This window comes from Gemmatimonadaceae bacterium (assembly GCA_019752115.1).
In the GTDB taxonomy this organism is placed as follows: domain Bacteria; phylum Gemmatimonadota; class Gemmatimonadetes; order Gemmatimonadales; family Gemmatimonadaceae; genus Gemmatimonas.
Map to the genome: position 1 here is coordinate 1 of JAIEMN010000066.1, position 17,264 is coordinate 17,264.

Consider the following 17,264-nt stretch of genomic DNA (forward strand, 5'->3'; position numbering starts at 1 on the left):
GGCGAGAAAGTCGAGCTCCAGCAACTACTTACGCCGTCGTCGCTGGAGCTCGAATCGCCCGAAATCGCTAACCAGTTGTCACTCTTCAACTTCTAACCGGACACGCCTGAGTTCGGGGTTGGGGGTTCTATGGTTTGGGGTTCACGGGTTGTTTACGCCGTCTTCCGCATCCACCCCAACTCCGCCGCCGGCAGCACCACGGCATCGCTCAGCGGCGAGACGCGGGCGCTCAGATCGGAGAGGTCGCTGTCGTGGTACGCTTCCTCGCCGTGCTCGGCGATGTCGATCCCCTGGATCTCGGCTTCGACGCCCACGCGAAGCGGCATGACCAGCTTGAGCGCCGACAGGATCGCGAGGCTCGCGACCGCGGCGAACAGGATCGTGGCGCCGACCGCGGCGGCCTGGATCCCGAGGAGCGCGGGGTTGCCGTAGAGGAGACCGTCCTGGCCGGCCGGGTTCACCGTCTTGGTGGCAAAGACGCCGGTCAGCAGCGCGCCCATGATGCCGGCCACGCCGTGGCAGGCGAAGACGTCGAGCGTGTCATCGACCGACGTCTTGGGGCGATAGTGCAGCGCGAAGAACGAGCAGGGGGCGGCCATCGCGCCGATGAGCAGCGCCGCGGCCGGCGTCACGAAGCCCGCCGCCGGGGTGATCGCCACGAGGCCCACGACCGCGCCAGTCGCCGCGCCGACGGCCGTGGCCCGGCCGCCCTTGAGATACTCGAGCAGCACCCACGTGCACAGCGCCGCCGCGGCGGCGCTGTGCGTCGTCACGAGCGCGTTGGCGGCGATGCCGTCGGCGGCCAGCGCCGACCCGGCGTTGAAGCCGAACCACCCGAACCAGAGCATGCCGGCGCCGAGCAGCGTGAACGGCACATTGTGCGGCACGTTCGGCACCTTCTTGAAGTCGCGACGAGGGCCGAGGAAGATCGCGGCCACGAGCGCCGTGATACCGGCGCTGATGTGCACCACCGTCCCCCCGGCAAAGTCGAGCGCGCCGAGCGTGCGCAGCCAGCCGCCGTCGCCCCAGACCCAGTGGGCAAGCGGATCATAGATCAGCGTCGTCCACAATAGCCCGAACACCAGATACGCGGCGAAGCGGATGCGATCGATGATCGCGCCCGAGAACAGCGCCACGGTAATGCCCGCGAACATCGCCTGAAACGCGGCGAAGAGCACATGCGGCACCGCCGCCGTGTAGGTCGGATTCGGGGCGCCCGTCACGCCCTTGAAGCCGAACCAGGCGAGCCCGCCGATCCACGAGGAGCCCGGGCCGAAGGCGAGCGAGTACCCGAAGAGCACCCACTGCACCGTGACCACGGCGAGCGCAGCGAGGCTCATGAGCATGGTGTTGAGCGCGCTCTTGTTCTTCACCAGCCCGCCGTAAAAGAAGGCGAGCCCCGGCACCATGAGCATGACGAGCGCGGTGCTGATCAGCACCCAGGCCGTATCACCGGCAGAGACTTGTGGCACAGGCATCCTCAGCGCTGGGTGGGAACGGGGAATTCGAGCTGCGTCTTGCGCATGACTTCGTCGGCGTTGACGGCGGTCAGCGCGTCGTTGTCGCGCTCGCCGGTGCGGATGCGGACCGTGTGATCGAGCGGCATCACGAAGATCTTGCCGTCGCCGACCTCGCCGGTGCGGGCGCCCTCGCAGATCGCCTGGATGGTGCGCTCCACGAACTCCTCGGAGCAGGCCATCTCGATGCGGACCTTTTCGTGGAACTCGAGCACCACCTGCTCGCCGCGATACTGCTGCACGACGTCGCGCTCCCCGCCGTGGCCGCTGACGCGGGAGAGCGTCATGCCGGTCACGCCGACCTGAAAGAGGGCGCGCTTCACGTCAGCCAGCTTCTCCGGCCGGATGACTGCAACGATGAGCTTCATGCGATGGGGACGTGGGAAGACTGGCGCCGGGGCCAGCGCTACCTGAACTGCAGGATCAACAGGAAAGTTCGCGCGATCGGCCCAAAAACTGAAGCGGAAGCAGCAATTCGCGCGGCATTTTGTGCAAATCACGCACGTTTTGAAGAGCAACGCACTGAGCCGGTGTTGTATTGCGAATAAATGCCGAACACAATTGGGACAGCGGAACGCGGCGCGACGTCAGGATTCCGCCGACGCCGCACGCGATCGACCGGCGTCATTTATTGTTGTATGACACAAGCAAGTATTCAGCGGCCCCGAACGCCGCTCCCCATCACCGGGGGCGCGGTCACCACGCCACCCTTCCGCCTCCCCGCAATGCACTTCGCCGCGGCGCTCGGTTGGCTCCTGATCGGGTCGGCGCTGCTGGTCTGGCTCGCCCCGCGTCTGGCACAGGGCGCGGTCTTCGAGGCTCCAGTCTTTGCCCTGGTCCACGTCCTCATGCTGGGCGTGGTCGCCACCGCGATCTTCGGCACCCTGCAGCAGTTCGTGCCCGGCGGACTCGGCGTGCCGCTCCGCAGCGTGCGACTGGGCGACTGGGCCTTCGGCCTGATGCAGAGCGGCGTCGCCTGCTTGGTGCTCGGTTTCTTCCGCTGGAGCGGCCCGCTACAGGGGCTGGGGTGGCTGCTCATTCTGAGCGCCGTCTTCGCCGTGAGCCGCAATATCCTGCGCGCGCGCCGCGACTCGGTGCACGGTCAGACGGTGGGGCTGTTCGTGACGGTCGCACAGGCGGCCCTCGGTGCCGGCCTGCTCGTCGCGAGTGCCCGCCTGGGAGAGACCCTTGGCTGGTGGCATGTGGACCGGCTCTCCCTGCTCGCGACCCACCTGCTGCTCGGGCTCGCCGGTTTCGGCACACTGACCGTCATCGGCGTCGGCAGCCGGATGCTCCCCACCTTTCTGAACGGCCCCGGTGATGACGCGCGCTGGCTGGCGGCGCAGCTCTGGTCCACCGTGCTCGGGCTGGTGCTGTTCGGCACCGGCGCCGTCGGCGGCTGGCCGTTGCTGCGCGTGGCGGGTGGCGGGTGCCTGCTGGGCGCGGGCGGCCTCGGGGTGCTGCTTGGTGTCCGCTGGTTCCGGCGGCGCACCCGGTCGCTCGATCCGGCGCTTTGCCACATCGCGTCCGCCTTCGTCGCGCTCGGCGCGAGCGTGCCGCTTGGCGCGTGGCTGCTGGTCGGCGACGGATTCGCCTTCACGCATTGGGTCGCACTGGTGGCCGTGCTGCTCCTGGGCTGGCTCGCGACACTGGTGGTGGGCGTGGCCGCCAAGATCCTGCCGCACATGAGCTACATGCGCCTCGCGCCCGTCATGCCGGGGGTCCGCGCCCGCGGGACCCCCAATCGACTGCTGCACGACGACTGGCAGTACGCCAGCGCGCTGCTGCTGACGCTCGGATGGAGTGGCATCGCGACCAGTGTGGTGCGTGGCGACGCGATCGCGACCCGCGTCTCTGCCTTGCTCTGGAGCAGTGGCGTCCTGCTCACCGCCGCGAACTACGCGCAGATGTACATCCGGGGGCGCTGGCCCGCCGCGCCCGAGGTACCGATGCGCGCCGCCCGATGAGGGTCAGTTGACCGACGTCGGGGTTCGCTCCATTCCACGTAGCAGCGGCACGAGACTCGCCCGCGGTTCGATCACATCCGCCAGCGTGCGTGCATCCAGCACGGACAGAAACGCACCCAGGGCTTCATCCAGATAGCCCGCGAGCCGGCACCCGGAGGAGATGGGGCAGGTGTTGTGATCGGGCTCGAAACACTCGACGAGCGTGAGATTCTCTTCCGTCTCCCGGATGAGCTGCCCGATGCGGATGTCCACGGCCGGCTTCGCGAGGCGCACGCCGCCATGACGTCCGCGCACGGTCTCCACGTAGCCGAGCTCGGCGAGCCGCTGGACGATCTTCACCAGATGCTCGTACGACATGTTCATGCGCTCGGCGATGACATGCACCGTGATGCACCGCTCGGGTTCCAACCCGAGGACGATGAGGCAGCGGAGCGCGTTGTCGGAGAAGCGGGTGAGACGCATGGGACGAAATGTGTCACGAAAGTCCCGTCCCTGCGTCGGGAAACCCCCGGCAAAGCTGGGGAAGATGTCCGACTTTTTAATTGTATTCGATATACGAGTATGATCGTGCACGCGGGGATAGCCGAAACAGGATCCCCCCCGCGTTGCGCCCCATCAACTCTTGCGGAGTACCGCACTCATGTCTGTCACACGCCGCACCGGCTGGTTCCTCGCCGCGGCCTCCGTTGTTGCCACCGTCGCGTACGGCTTTGCCTGCGCGCCGGCGAGCAAGCAGGCTGCCGGCACCATTGGCGCCGCGGACGCCGCCTCCAAGGTGTACGTCGCGCCGGGTCAGAAGGACGAGTTCTACGCATTCCTCAGCGGGGGCTTCAGCGGCCAGGTCGGGGTGTACGGCCTGCCCTCCGGGCGCCTGCTCAAGATCGTGCCCGTGTTCTCACAGTTCCCGGAGAATGGCTACGGCTACTCCGAAGAGACCAAGCCGATGCTCGAGACGAGCTTCGGCAACATCCCGTGGGACGATCTCCACCATACCGCGCTGTCGCAGACGAATGGCGAAGATGACGGCCGGTGGCTCTTCGTGAACGCCAACAACACGCCGCGCATCGGTCGGGTGAACCTGGCGACGTTCGAGACGGAGGAGATTCTCCAGATCCCGAACTCGGGTGGCAATCACGGCTCGCCGTTCATCACGTCGAACACCGAATACACGATCGCCTCGACGCGCTTCTCGCTGCCGATTCCGCAGGCCGACGTGCCGATCGCCGACTACAAGAAGGCGTTCAAGGGCACGATCTCCTTCGTGAAGGCGAGCGAACCGGGCAAGATGGACGTCGCCTTCCAGCTCCTCGTCCCGGGCTACGACTACGACCTGGCACGCGCCGGCAAGGGCCCGAGCAAGGACTGGATGTTCTTCACGTCGTACAACTCGGAGCAGGCGTACGAGAAGCTCGAGGTGAACGCGTCGAAGGCCGACAAGGACTTCATTGCGGCGGTGAACTGGAAGTCGCTCGAAGCGTGCGCCACGGCCGGGAAGGGTGAACTGTGGCCCGCGAACTATGCGCACAACGTGATGGATGAGTTCACGCGCGTCGCGACGACCGAGTTCAAGAAGCAGGTTCGCGTGCTTACACCGGCCTCCTGCCCCAACTCCATCTACTTCCTGCCGACCCCCAAGTCGCCGCACGGCGCCGACGTGGACCCGAGCGGCGAGTACATCGTGGCCGGCGGCAAGCTCGCCACCGTGATCCCGGTGCATTCATTCGCGAAGATCCAGAAGGCCATCGCCGACAAGGCGTTCGAAACCGCAGTCGACGGCATCCCCGTCCTCAAGTACGACGCGATCCTGGCCGGTGAAGTGAAGGATCCGGGGCTTGGCCCACTCCACACGGAATTCGACGGCAAGGGCTACGCCTATACATCGCTGTTCATCTCCAGCGAAGTCGTGAAGTGGAAGCTGGGGACGTGGGAGATTGTGGATCGGGCGCCAACGTACTACTCGATCGGGCACCTGATGATCCCCGGTGGCGCCACGACAAAGCCGAGTGGCAAGTACCTCGTCGCGATGAACAAGATCACCAAGGACCGCTACCTCCCGACGGGTCCAGAGCTCGCCCAGTCAGCGCAGCTCTACGACATCTCCGGCGAGAAGATGAAACTGCTGCTCGACTTCCCCACCGTGGGCGAGCCGCACTACGCCAACGCCATCCTGGCCTCGAAGGTGCAGGCGATCCAGAAGAAGTTCTACAGCATTGCCGACAACAAGCACCCGATGGCCACGAAGTCGGAACCGGAGACGGGCGTCTCGCGCAGCGGCAAGGTGGTGCATGTCCGCATGACCGCGATCCGTTCGCACTTCTCGCCCGACAACATCGAGGGCGTGCAGGTCGGTGACACCGTGCTCTTCCACATCACCAACCTCGAGCAGGACTGGGACATCCCGCACGGCTTTGCCATTCAGGGCGCGACCAACGCCGAGCTGCTGATCATGCCCGGTGAGACGCGCACGCTCAAGTGGGTGCCGAAGGCGCTCGGCGTGTACCCGATGTACTGCACCGACTTCTGCTCGGCGCTCCACCAGGAAATGCAGGGATACGTTCGCGTGTCGCCGGTGGGCTCGAGTGTGCCGCTGATGGCCAACACGGTGAAGGCGCAGGGGCAGGCGGCCCGCGCCGAGAAGTTCAAGCACTAGGAGACGGTCATGTTCGCCCCACGCCTGAATCGCTGGCTCACCGCCCTCGCCGCCCTGCTGCTGGCGAGCGCCCTGCTCTTCCCGCTGTGGTCGGTGTCGCTCATCGCGCCGCAGTATCCCGAGGGGCTCGGCATGTACATCTGGGCCCACACGGTCACGGGCGTGGGCGCGAACGACCTGCAGAACATCAACGGGCTCAATCACTACATCGGCATGCAGACGATCGTGCCGGATGCGATTCCCGAGCTCGCCATCATGCGCCCAGGCATTCTTGCCATGAGTGCCCTCGGGCTGCTGGTCGCGGCCCTCGGGCGCCGCCGCCTGCTCCAGGCGTGGGCGCTGGCCCTCGTGGCGGCGGCGCTCGTGGGGCTCGTGGACTTCTGGAAGTGGGAGTACGACTACGGGCATCACCTCGATCTCGAACACGCCCCGATCAAGGTGCCCGGGATGTCGTATCAGCCGCCGCTCATTGGCAGCAAGCAGTTGCTCAACTTCACGGCCACGTCGTTGCCCGCCACGGGTGGCGTGTTGGCCATCGCCGCGGTGGTGTTGGCTGCCGGCGCGGCGGTACTCGGTGGCGGCGCGACGCAGCCCACGCCGAGCCGGCGTGCACCGGAGCCGCGCGCCGCGCGGATGTCGGACGACGCGCCCGTGCTCACGCATCGCTGAGGAGGCCGCCATGCGCGTCGCCGCTACCGTTCGCCACGCCGCCCTGCTGCTGTCGCTGGCCACCGCCATCGCCTGCGACAGCGACCTGCGGCCGCTCGTCCCGGGTACCGACGCCTGCGGGTATTGTCGCATGACCATCGACGATGTGCGCTTCGGCGCGCTCGTGAAGACGGCCAAGGGTCGTCTGGAGACGTTCGACTCGATCGAGTGTGCCGCGTCCTACGTGGCCACACTGGCTCCGGCGCTCGCGCCGCAGGGCATCTGGGTGGCGGACTTCGATCATCCAAGCCATTGGCTCGACGCGCGGAAGGCGCGATTTGTACAGAGCAGTCAGCTGCGTTCGCCGATGGGGCGCGAGTTGGCCGCTTTCTCGGCCGATTCCACCGAAGCCAGTCTGGCGGCCCGCTTCGGCGGCCGCAGTGTGAGCTGGACCGACGTGTTGACGCAGTCGCGGACCAAGCTGGGCTTGGCGCCGAGGCATGGTCAGATCGTGCGACCGGTCACGTGGGAGCCGGCCGGTGATTGAGCGGGGGATGATCACCGCCGCGTGCGTGCTGCACGGGTTGCTCGCGGTCGCCTGTGCGGGGGCACCGGCGGCGGCGCAGCGCGCGCCGGCGTCCATCAGCGATACGATCTGGGTGTCGGCCACGCGTCCCGGCGCGATGCGCACGCTGACGGCCGCCGTCGCGGCCGCCCCGCGCCATGCCACGGTGCGCGTGGAGGCCGGCGTCTATCGGGAGCCGCCCATTGCCATTCGGACGCCGCTCACACTCGTCGGTGAGCCGGGCGCGATTCTCGACGGACAGGGGCAGCACGAGATTCTTGGCATCGGCGCCGATTCGGTGACGGTGCGCGGGCTGCTCTTCCGGAACACCGGCACCAGCCAGGCCACCGACCGCGCCGCCCTGCGCGTGGTCGAGGCGGCCGACTGCCTCATCGAAGGCAACCGCTTTGAGAACACGCTCTTTGGCGTGTACCTCCAGCGCGCGCGACACTGCATCGTGCGTCGCAATACGCTCATCGGGCTTGCCGGGTCGCAGACCGTCACCGGCAACGGCCTCCACTCGTGGAACGGCCGCGACATCCTCTTCGAGGACAATGTCGTGCGCGGACACCGTGACGGCATCTACTTCGAGTTCACCGTGGGCAGCGTGGCGCGCCGCAACATCAGCGAGCAGAGCCATCGCTACGGGCTGCACTTCATGTTCTCCGACTCCTGCCGCTACGAAGGCAACACCTTTCGCGACAATGAGTCCGGCGTCGCGGTGATGTATGCCAAGCATGTGGCCATTACCGACAATCACTTCGAGCGCAGCCGGGGCAGTGCCAGCTACGGCCTGCTGCTCAAAGAGATCAGCGACAGCAAGATCCAGCGCAATCAGTTCATCGACAACTCGGTCGGGCTGCACATGGAAGGCGCCAACCGCAACGATGTGGCGGACAACGACTTCGTGCGCAACGGCTGGGCCGTGCGGGTGCTCGCCGATGCGCAGGACAACCAGCTCCACGGCAACGCGTTCCAGGGGAACGTGTTCGATGTGGGCACCAACAGCCGCAGCAACTACAGCACGTTCCGCAACAACTGGTGGGATCGCTATCGCGGCTACGATCTCAACCACGATGGCGTGGGTGATGTCCCGCACGCGCCCGTGCGCCTCTTTGCCCTGCTGGTGCAGCAGTCGCCGTCGGCGCTCGTACTGGTGCGGAGCCTGCTGGTGGACGTCCTCGATGTCGCTGAACGGGTCGTCCCGACACTCACCCCCGAAACCCTGCGTGATGGCGCCCCGCTGATGCGAGCGCCACGGAGCCTGCCATGACGACCCCGCTCATGCCGTCCCTGGTGGAGGTGCGCGGTTTAACCAAGCGATACGGTGTCCGCACCGTGTTGCGCGGTGTCGATCTCGACCTGCCGCGCGGTGCCGTCACCGCAATCATCGGCCCCAACGGCGCCGGCAAGACCACGCTCAACAAATCGCTGCTCGGGCTGGTGCGACCCGACAGCGGCACCATCCGCTTTGACGGGGCCGATACGGCGGGCGCCATCGCACACCGCGCACGTATTGGCTACATGCCGCAGACGCCGCGCTTTCCGGAGTCCTTCACGGCCGGCGATGTACTCACGCTGCTGGAAGATTTCCGTGGCGAAGGCGCACGTGATCGCTCGCTCATCGACGCGTTCGATCTCCAGCCGATGCTGGGACAAGCCGCGCGTGCCCTTTCAGGCGGTCAGCGCCAGCGTCTCAATGCGGCGGCCGCATTTCTGTTCGTCCCCGATCTGCTGCTCCTCGATGAACCCACCGCCGGTCTCGATCCGATCGCGAGCAGCGTGCTCAAGGACAAGATTCGCGCGGTGCGCAGTGAGGGACGAGCAGTGGTGATTACCTCGCATATCTTGAGTGAGCTCGAGGAACTCGCCGATCGCGTGGTGTTTCTGCATGAGGGTCAGGTGCGCTGGACCGGCGCGCTCGATGACCTCATGGCGCGCACCGATGCCGAGACGCTCGAGCGTGCCATCGCTCAACTCATGCGTCGGACGTCGCGTGACGAGGTGGCCGCATGACTCTCGCCCCGGCATTTGTGCTCGAGGAATCACCAGCAACGGTGCGCCACGCCTCCGATGTGGTGCGCGCAACGCCGTCCCGCTCCCGTTCCCGTTCCGTGGTAGGGACGGTGCTTCGCCATGAACTGCGCAACGTTACCCGCAACCGCGGCGTGCTGGTCTTTGGTGCAGGCACGCTGCTACTCACGGAAAGCGTGCTGCGCCTGACCGGCACCGCCGCGCGAACCCTCACGACACTGCTCGATCTGGTGCTGCTGGTGGTGCCGCTCGTGACGATTATGTTCGGGATCATCAGCTGGCATGCCTCGCGCGAGTTCAACGAGCTGCTGCTCGCGCAGCCGGTGCCGCGCCGGTCGCTCTTCGTCGGGCTTTACCTCAGCCTGGTGCTGCCGCTCGCCACGGCCTTCGCGCTGGGTGTGCTGCTCCCGCTGGCGGCGCATCGGGCGCTCGCGCCCGAGAGCATGGCGCTGCTGGGCTCGACCATTGGCGGCGGCATCGCGCTCACGTTCGTCTTTGGCGGCCTCGCGCTGCTCGTGGGTATTCGGGTCGATGATCGCCTACGCAGCGTGATGCTCGGGCTCATGGTGTGGCTGCTGCTCACCGTGGGCTACGATGCCGTGGTGCTTCTCGTCTCGACGACGTGGTCGGACTACGCCCTCGAGAAGCCGATGCTCGGGCTCATGCTCGGCAATCCGGTGGATCTCGCGCGTTCGCTCATCGTGCTGCATAGCGATGCCGCGGCACTCATGGGATACACCGGGGCCATTCTCCACCGCTTCCTTGGCAGCGCGATCGGCACGATGGCCGCGATTGGTGGTCTGCTGCTCTGGATCGGTCTCCCCGCCTGGCTCGCTCAGCGCGCGTTTGCGCGCCGCGACTTCTGACTTCGCCTGATACCCCCCCCTCTGCCTCTCACGCCCCATGCTGGAGATTTCATGCGCCGCTTCTCTTCGCTGTCCCTGACGACGCTGGCCGCCGCCGGCGCACTCACCCTCCTCGCTGCCTGCGGCGGCGACGATAAGGCCGCCAGCGGCGAAAGCAGCGCCAGCGGTGGCGGTGCCTCGGCCACGCCCTCCGTCTCCACCTCGATGGACCCCAAGAGCATCACGCCGGCCGAGATCGCCCTCGGCGACTCGGTCTTTCACGGTCTCAAGGGTGCCGCGTCCTGCCAGGCGTGTCACGGCCCCAAGGCCGATCAGGGTACCGTCGCGCCGAATCTCACCGACGCCGAGTGGCTCCACAGCGACGGCAGCTTCGAGGGGATCTACAACACGATCAAGAGCGGCGTGATGGCCCCGAAGCGGTTCAGCGGCGTGATGCCCCCATTTGGTGGTGCGCCGCTCGATGCAGCACAGCATAGAGCCGTAGCGGCCTACGTCTATTCATTGAGTCACAAGATGTGATTCGGGCATCGGAACTCAGAAGCCAGGGGGAAGACGTCAGGGGGAAGTACCACTCCCTCCTGATCGCTTCCCCCTGGCCCCTGAAGAACAGTGCCCGTGACGAGCACACACCGGCGTGTGCGCTCGACTGCGTCGAGCGCTCTCCCCGCTACGCCAGTGCCTCGTACTGTCTGCCTCTCCACGCCTTCGGCACCTTCGCCGTGCTCAGCGTGAGCCGCCACGCCGCCGCGATGTCCGACAGCCACGAGCACCAGAAGCTCCACCCGCGTTCGGCGTAGCAGCCGCGCAGGGCCCAGAGCATGAAGAGGCGAATGAAGAGCGCGGAGCCGTTCACGAGCAGCAGCGCCTGCCAGAGCATCTCGTTCTGCCCGCCATGTTCGGGCACCACGCCGGCGAGGGCGAAGAGACCGGCGACGAGCAGGAATGGCAGCGGCAGCGCCTGCACGGCCCACACGAGCGCGACATCGAGCCACCGGCGCCAGACCGGCGTGGCGTCCTTGAGATCGAAGCTGCGCCCCCACTCGCGCCACATCTCGGCGAGCGACGTATAGGCGCTCACCTGGATGATCTTCGAGCCGTCGAGAAAGCCAACGCGCGCGCCGTTCGCGGCGAGATGCCGCGCGAGCGTCACGTCGTCGCAGAAGCTCGCCCGCGCCGGCGCATAGCCGCCGTGGCGCACCAGCAGGTCACGACGCGAGACAAAGCACTGCCCGTTGGCGAGCACACGATCCGGCGGCGGCTGCTTGGCGCCGGCGGCGCCGCAGCGATAGACGAGCGTGACGAGCATCGCCGGCTGCACGAAGCGCTCGGTGGGCGTCTGATCGCGAAACTGCGGCGAGAAGCTCGCCACGTCGTAGCGATCCTGCTCCACGGCGTCGACCACGGCGCCCACCAGACCGGGCGCGGGCACGGTATCGGCGTCGATGCCGAGCACCCATTCGCCGCGCGCTTCGCGCAGACCGGTCTCGAGCGCCCACACCTTACCGACCCAGCCGGCCGGGAGGGGATCGTCGGTGATGAGGCGAATGCGCGGGTCGCGGGCGGCCGCCGCTTCCACCAGTTCGCGCGTACCGTCGGTGCTGCGGCTGTCGACGACCAGCACCTCGAGCAGCGGCTCCTGCTGCTGCATCAGCCCCTCGAGGCACGGGCCAATGCGCCGCGCCTCGTTGAGCGTGGCGACAATCACGCTGACCGTGGTGTCACGCCGGGGGGTGGTGCGTGGTGCGATGGGGGGGCGGCGATTGCGCCCCGGCATCAGGCGCGCCAGCAGCACCAGCAACAGCGGCACCTGTACAGCGAGCAGCGCGAGCCCGGCACCACGAAGCACCTCGCTCATTGGGCGCCCTCGCCGGCGGCGTCCGGGCCCGGGATCGCCACGTACTCCCCCGTTTCCGGGATCACGCTCGCGCGCGGCTCGGGCGCGATGGCGGGTTCCGCCAGCGCGAGACGGGCGAGGGCACGAGCCATGTCGCCGAAAATGAAGAGGTGAGCGGGATACATCGCGTACCAGTAAAGGAGTCCGAGCAGCCCGCGCGGGGCGAAGAACGCCGTCTGAATGAGTCGAGTGCCGGGACCTTCGGGCACCGCCGTGAACTGCAGCCAGGCTTGCCCGGGCACCTTGAACTCGGCCCGGAGCCGGAGGATGCGCGGGCGTTCCACCATCTCCACCCGCCAGAAGTCCACCACTTCCCCAAGATACAACCCCTGGGGATCCCGTCGGCCGCGGCGCAGCCCCGGGCCACCCAGCATCCGATCGATAAAACCCCGGAGGCGCCACAGGGAGTTCCAGACGAGCCACCCCTGCTCGCCCCCGATGCGACAGAACGCCCGAAAGACCTGATCGGGGGTGGCCGGCACGTAGATCGTGCGCGTCTCCTCCTTGAGCCCCTCCCGGTCGCGCAGCTCATAGGAATCATCGCCGCTTCCGAGCGCGTCGCTCCAGCGCGACTCGACGAAGTGCTCCTCCACGCGCACGAGCGCCCGCTTCACGGCCCGCCGATACGGCATGGGCGTAATGTCGGGATAGAGCGCCATGGCCTTCTGCGTGTCGGCCAGGACGGGATGGATGATCCCCTCCATCAGCGGCATCGCGAGCCGCTTGGGGATGGGGGTGATCTTGTCGATCCAGAGCGCCGCCATGGCCGGGGTGATCCCCCGCACCGGGAAGACCTTGCGCGGGAGGCCACGCACCTCGGCGTAGCGCTCGATCATCTGTGCGAAGCTCAGCACATCAGCGCCGCCGATCTCCACGATGCCGGCCGCTTCGTGTTCGCGCGCCTGCACCAGATAGGCGAGCACATCGCGCACCGCGATGGGTTGCACCGCGTTCGTGATCCAGCGGGGCGCCACCATGAACGGCAGCCGTTCGGCGAGATAGCGGACCATTTCGAACGACGCCGAGCCCGACCCCACGATGGGGCCGGCGCGGAACTCGGTGGTGGGGAGCCCTTCGCGCAGAATCGCGCCGGTTTCCCCGCGGCTCTGCAGATGCGCACTCACCGACGTGGCGGCGGGCACCAGGCCGCCCAGGTAGATGCAGTGCCGCAGATGGCGCCCGGCGTGCACGAAGTTGCGGGCGGCGATGCGATCGCGGTCGGCGTAGTCGTCGGCGCGCGACATGGAGTGCACGAGGTAGTACGCCTGCTCGACCCCGTCGAGTGCGCGCTCGAGTGACGCGGCGTCGAAGAGATCACCGGCCACGACCTCGACCTCGCGCTCCCACCAGCGCCCGCGGATGCGGCGCGGATCGCGCACCAGAACCCGGACCGGCACGCCGCGCTCCACGAGGCGGCCCGCGAGTCGCCCGCCGATGTACCCCGTGGCGCCGGTCACGAGTACGGTCATCGGGATAAGCTGGCACCGGCACGGTGGCGCCGACAGGGTTTGGCGGATAGGCTCGTGCCATGGTCGCTTCCCTTCCGCCCACGGTGCCGTCCCCGCCGGGCCTCGACACCGCGCTCACCCGACACGCGAAGATCCGGGTGCCGCTCATCTGTGGGCCGATGTACCCCTGCAGCAACCCCGAGCTGGTGGCCGCGGTGAGTGGCGCCGGCGGACTGGGCATCGTGCAGCCCATTTCGCTGACCTATGTGCACGGCCACGACTTTCGCGAGGGGCTGCGCCTCATTGCGCGCCTGAGCGGCGGCGCGCCCTTTGGCTTCAATGCCCTGATTGAAGCCTCGAGCCAGACCTACCACAACCGCATGGTGCGCTGGGTCGAGATTGCGCTCGAGGAAGGGGTGCGGTTCTTCCTCACGTCGCTCGGAAATCCGCGGTGGGTCGCCGATCGTGTGCACGCGGCCGGCGGGGTGGTCTACCACGACATCACCGAGAAGAAGTGGGCGCTCAAGGGGCGCGACGGGGGCGTGGACGGGCTCGTGGCGGTAAATCGCGAAGCGGGGGGGCACACCGGTTCACGCGACCCACGCGCGCTGCTGGATGAGGTGGCCGACCTGGGGCTCCCCGTCGTGGCCGCCGGCGGCGTGGGCAACGCCGAGCAGTTTCGCGCCCTGCTGGCGATGGGCTATGCGGGCGTGCAGCTCGGCACGCGCTTCATCGCCACGACCGAGTGCAACAGCGACCTGCGCTACAAGCAGGCGATCGTGAACGCCACGTCGCGTGATGTGGTGCTCACGGAACGGCTCACAGGGGTCCCGGTGTCCGTGCTGCGCACGCCGTATGTGGAGCGGCTCGGCACCACGGTGGGGCCGCTATCGCGCTGGCTCTTCCGCGGGCGGAAGACCAAGCATTGGATCCGCACGTTCTACGCGCTGCGTTCACTTCGGCAGCTCAAGCAGTCCAGCATCGAGGGCGCCAATGCCGACTATTGGCAGGCCGGCCGCTCAGTCGATGCGATTCACGAGATCCGCCCCGCCGCTGCCATCGTGCAGGAGTTTGCGGCGGCGCTCACCACCTGAGGCAGTGATGTCCCTTCGATCGACACGCACCGCGGTCGCGCTCGCAGTCGCGCTCGCGGCCGCGCTCTGGACCGCACTCGTTGCCAGCACCGCGCACGCCCAACTCCGCCCCCGGGCCACGACGATGGCCGGGCTCCGGGCGCCGATCACGCTGACCCGCGACAGCGCCGGCATCGTCCACATCGAGGCGCAGAACGAGCATGACCTGTTCTTCGCGCAGGGGTACAGTGCGGCGCGCGATCGCCTCTTTCAGCTGGAGTTGTGGCGGCGTCAGGCCACCGGCACGATGGCCGAAGCGCTGGGCCCGCGCTGGGTGGCGCGCGACCGCGCGGCGCGCCTCATGGCATATCGCGGCTCGATGGTCACCGAACTGGCGCATTACCATCCGCGCGGCGCGAGCATCATTCAGGCCTTCGTGGACGGCGTCAATGCGCGCGTGGACGAGGTAAAGGCCGATCCGTCGCTGATGCCGCCGGATCTCGCGGCGCTCGGGATCACGCCGGGGCACTGGACGCCGGCGGTGGTGGTCTCGCGCCACAACGCGCTGGCGAACAACGCCACCGATGAAGCCAGCACCGCGCGCGCCGTGCGGGCGATCGGTGAGGCTGCGGTGGCACGGCGGCGGCGCTTCCTGCCGAATGGTGGCCGCCTCGCGCTCGATTCCGCCGTGGCGCGCCTGCTCGATGGCGTGACCGATGCCACGCTCTTTGCCGACTACAACGGGTCGCGTACGGTGCCCACCTTCCGCGCGACCGAGCTTGACGCGGCGTGGCGCCGCCCGCCGCGGGCCGACTCCGCGGGCACGCGGGATACCACGGTGGAGCGTTGGGAGAGCAACAACTGGGTACTGGCCGGCTCCCGCACGGCGAGCGGCAAGCCGATCGTCGCGAACGATCCACATCGCACGATCAGCGTGCCCAGCCTGCGCTACATGGTGCACCTCAAGGCGCCGGGGTGGAACGTCATCGGCGGCGGCGAGCCGGCGATCCCGGGCGTGGCCATCGGCCACAATGAGGTGGGCGCGTGGGGGCTCACGATCTTTGCCATCGACGCGGAAGATCTGTACGTCTACGAGCTCGATGCGAAGAACGCCGCGTACAAGTATCGCGGCGCGTGGGAACCGATGCGCACGGTCCGCGAGTCGATTCCGGTGAAAGGCGCCGCGCCCAAGACCGCAACGCTGGCCTACACGCGCCATGGTCCGGTGCTGTATGTGGACAGCGCGGCGCATCGCGCGGTGGCGTTGCGCGCGGCATGGCTCGAGCCTGGTGGCGCGCCGTATCTCGCCAGCCTGCGCCTCGACCAGGCGCGCACATGGACCGAAGCGCGCGCCGCCCTGAGCTACGCGCGCATGCCGGCCCTCAACTGGATCTGGGCCGACACGAGCGGCGCGATCGGCTGGCAGACGGCGGGCGTCGCGCCCATCCGGAAGAGCTACGACGGGCTGGTGCCCGTGCCGGGCGACGGGCGGTTCGAATGGGCGGGGCTCCTGCCCATTCCGCAGCTGCCGCACGAAACGAATCCCACGCGCGGATACGTCGGCACCGCCAACGCGTTCAATGTGGCGCGCGACTACACGCACTTCGACGCCATCGGCATCGGCACCTGGGCAGAATCGTTCCGGCACGATCGGCTGCAGGAAGTGCTCGACACCACGAAGCAGGCCACGATTCCGCGCATGGCCGCGTTGCAGCACGACGAAACCCCGATCGCGGCACGCAAGCTGGTGCCGCTGATCAAGGACATCGAGCTGACCTCGCCCCTCGCCAAGGCCGCGCGCGATACGCTGCTGGCGTGGGACGGCGTGCTGCGCATCAGTTCGCGCGGCGCCGCGATCTATGCCGCCTGGGAACGCCGCCTGTCGAGCCACACGGCCGACATGGTGCTCCCGCTTTCGGTGCGCCCGCTTCTCCGCACCGTGCCGCTCAGCCGCACGATCGACTGGCTCACCACCCCCGATACGATTCTGGGCGAGCGCCCGACCGATGCGCGCAACTTCATTCTCTTCCGCGCCTTCAACGAGGCGATGACCGATCTCCGGAACCGCTTCGGCGCGGATCTCGCCACTTGGCGCTACGGCGACCCCAAGTTCCACTACGTCCGCATTGCGCATCCGCTCGACAACGTGGTGAACGACTCGCTGCGGCGTGTGCTCTCCCCGGGGCCGCTGGCGCGCGGTGGCTATGCCAACACGCTCAACGCGACCGGCAACAGCGACAATCAGACGGCGGGCGCGAGCTTCCGCGTGGTCATGGACCTCGCCAACTGGGACGCGGCCATCGCCACCAACACCCCCGGCCAGAGCGGCGACCCGCGCAGCCCCTTCTACGCCAACCTCTTCCCGCTGTGGGCGAAGGGCGAGTACGTGCCCCTGCCCTTCTCCGCTGCCGCCATCCGCGCGCGGAGTGTGGAGATCGTGACGCTGTCGCCGGCGCGGTGAGAGTTTGAGTCGTGAGTTCAACTGATCGCACAGAGATCACAGAGTCACAGAGAACACAGGGGCGGGCGGCCGCGGGTACGGCGCGCGCCCCCGGGGGCGCGGCGGCGCGGGGGGCGCGGGGCGGTAAGTTAAAACCACAAT

At 67.8% G+C, this 17,264-nt stretch carries 15 protein-coding genes; 10 read left to right on the forward strand and 5 right to left on the reverse strand.

The features are described from left to right. Positions 1–152: 152 nt before the first annotated feature. Positions 153–1,478, reverse strand: a complete 1,326-nt coding sequence (locus K2R93_20515; protein ID MBY0492235.1) for an ammonium transporter — start codon at positions 1,476–1,478, stop codon at positions 153–155. Between the two features lie 2 nt (positions 1,479–1,480). After that, on the reverse strand, positions 1,481–1,885 hold the full coding sequence (locus K2R93_20520; GenBank protein MBY0492236.1) for a P-II family nitrogen regulator: 405 nt from the start codon (positions 1,883–1,885) through the stop codon (positions 1,481–1,483). 270 nt (positions 1,886–2,155) lie between these two features. Between K2R93_20520 and K2R93_20525 the strand changes: the two genes are divergently transcribed. Then, on the forward strand, positions 2,156–3,484 hold the full coding sequence (locus K2R93_20525) for a hypothetical protein (GenBank protein MBY0492237.1): 1,329 nt from the start codon (positions 2,156–2,158) through the stop codon (positions 3,482–3,484). A gap of 3 nt (positions 3,485–3,487) precedes the next feature. Here the strand turns inward: K2R93_20525 and K2R93_20530 are convergent, their stop codons facing one another. Further along, a complete protein-coding gene (locus tag K2R93_20530; GenBank protein ID MBY0492238.1) occupies positions 3,488–3,946 on the reverse strand; it encodes an Rrf2 family transcriptional regulator in 459 nt (152 codons plus the stop codon). Positions 3,947–4,124: 178 nt separating this feature from the next. Here K2R93_20530 and nosZ point away from each other — a divergent pair, with 178 nt between their 5' ends. From nosZ to K2R93_20565, 7 genes are read left to right on the forward strand one after another with little or no spacing between them, the layout of a single operon-like run. Beyond that, a complete protein-coding gene (gene nosZ / locus K2R93_20535; protein ID MBY0492239.1) occupies positions 4,125–6,134 on the forward strand; it encodes a Sec-dependent nitrous-oxide reductase in 2,010 nt (669 codons plus the stop codon). Between the two features lie 9 nt (positions 6,135–6,143). Further along, the gene (locus K2R93_20540; GenBank protein MBY0492240.1) at positions 6,144–6,803 is read left to right on the forward strand and encodes a hypothetical protein; all 660 of its coding nucleotides are present in this window, start codon (positions 6,144–6,146) and stop codon (positions 6,801–6,803) included. Positions 6,804–6,813: 10 nt separating this feature from the next. Further along, positions 6,814–7,329 (forward strand): nitrous oxide reductase accessory protein NosL, encoded by a 516-nt coding sequence (locus K2R93_20545; GenBank protein MBY0492241.1) that lies wholly within the window; start codon positions 6,814–6,816, stop codon positions 7,327–7,329. 7 nt (positions 7,330–7,336) lie between these two features. Next, a complete protein-coding gene (locus K2R93_20550) occupies positions 7,337–8,620 on the forward strand; it encodes a nitrous oxide reductase family maturation protein NosD (protein ID MBY0492242.1) in 1,284 nt (427 codons plus the stop codon). Continuing rightward, positions 8,617–9,363 carry an ABC transporter ATP-binding protein gene (locus K2R93_20555; protein MBY0492243.1) on the forward strand — a complete coding sequence of 249 codons (747 nt, stop codon included), beginning with the start codon at positions 8,617–8,619 and terminating at the stop codon, positions 9,361–9,363. Before K2R93_20550 ends, K2R93_20555 begins: the two co-directional genes overlap by 4 nt. Next, positions 9,360–10,247: an ABC transporter permease gene (locus tag K2R93_20560; GenBank protein ID MBY0492244.1), complete on the forward strand. Its 888-nt coding sequence runs from the start codon at positions 9,360–9,362 to the stop codon at positions 10,245–10,247. Before K2R93_20555 ends, K2R93_20560 begins: the two co-directional genes overlap by 4 nt. Before the next feature lie 51 nt (positions 10,248–10,298). Then, complete coding sequence (locus K2R93_20565; GenBank protein MBY0492245.1) at positions 10,299–10,766, forward strand: c-type cytochrome; 468 nt, start codon at positions 10,299–10,301, stop codon at positions 10,764–10,766. 148 nt (positions 10,767–10,914) lie between these two features. Here the strand turns inward: K2R93_20565 and K2R93_20570 are convergent, their stop codons facing one another. Further along, positions 10,915–12,102, reverse strand: coding sequence for a glycosyltransferase (locus tag K2R93_20570; GenBank protein MBY0492246.1), 1,188 nt, complete (start codon positions 12,100–12,102; stop codon positions 10,915–10,917). Continuing rightward, positions 12,099–13,610: an SDR family oxidoreductase gene (locus K2R93_20575; protein ID MBY0492247.1), complete on the reverse strand. Its 1,512-nt coding sequence runs from the start codon at positions 13,608–13,610 to the stop codon at positions 12,099–12,101. The genes K2R93_20570 and K2R93_20575 overlap by 4 nt, the downstream gene beginning before the upstream one ends. A 59-nt stretch (positions 13,611–13,669) precedes the next feature. On the opposite strand from K2R93_20575, the gene K2R93_20580 reads away from it, so the two are divergent. Both K2R93_20580 and K2R93_20585 read left to right on the forward strand, forming a co-directional pair. After that, entirely contained in the window at positions 13,670–14,683 is a 1,014-nt protein-coding gene (locus tag K2R93_20580; GenBank protein MBY0492248.1) for a nitronate monooxygenase, read from the forward strand. A 7-nt stretch (positions 14,684–14,690) separates the two neighbouring features. Then, complete coding sequence (locus K2R93_20585; protein MBY0492249.1) at positions 14,691–17,123, forward strand: penicillin acylase family protein; 2,433 nt, start codon at positions 14,691–14,693, stop codon at positions 17,121–17,123. The last annotated feature ends 141 nt before the right edge of the window (positions 17,124–17,264 follow it).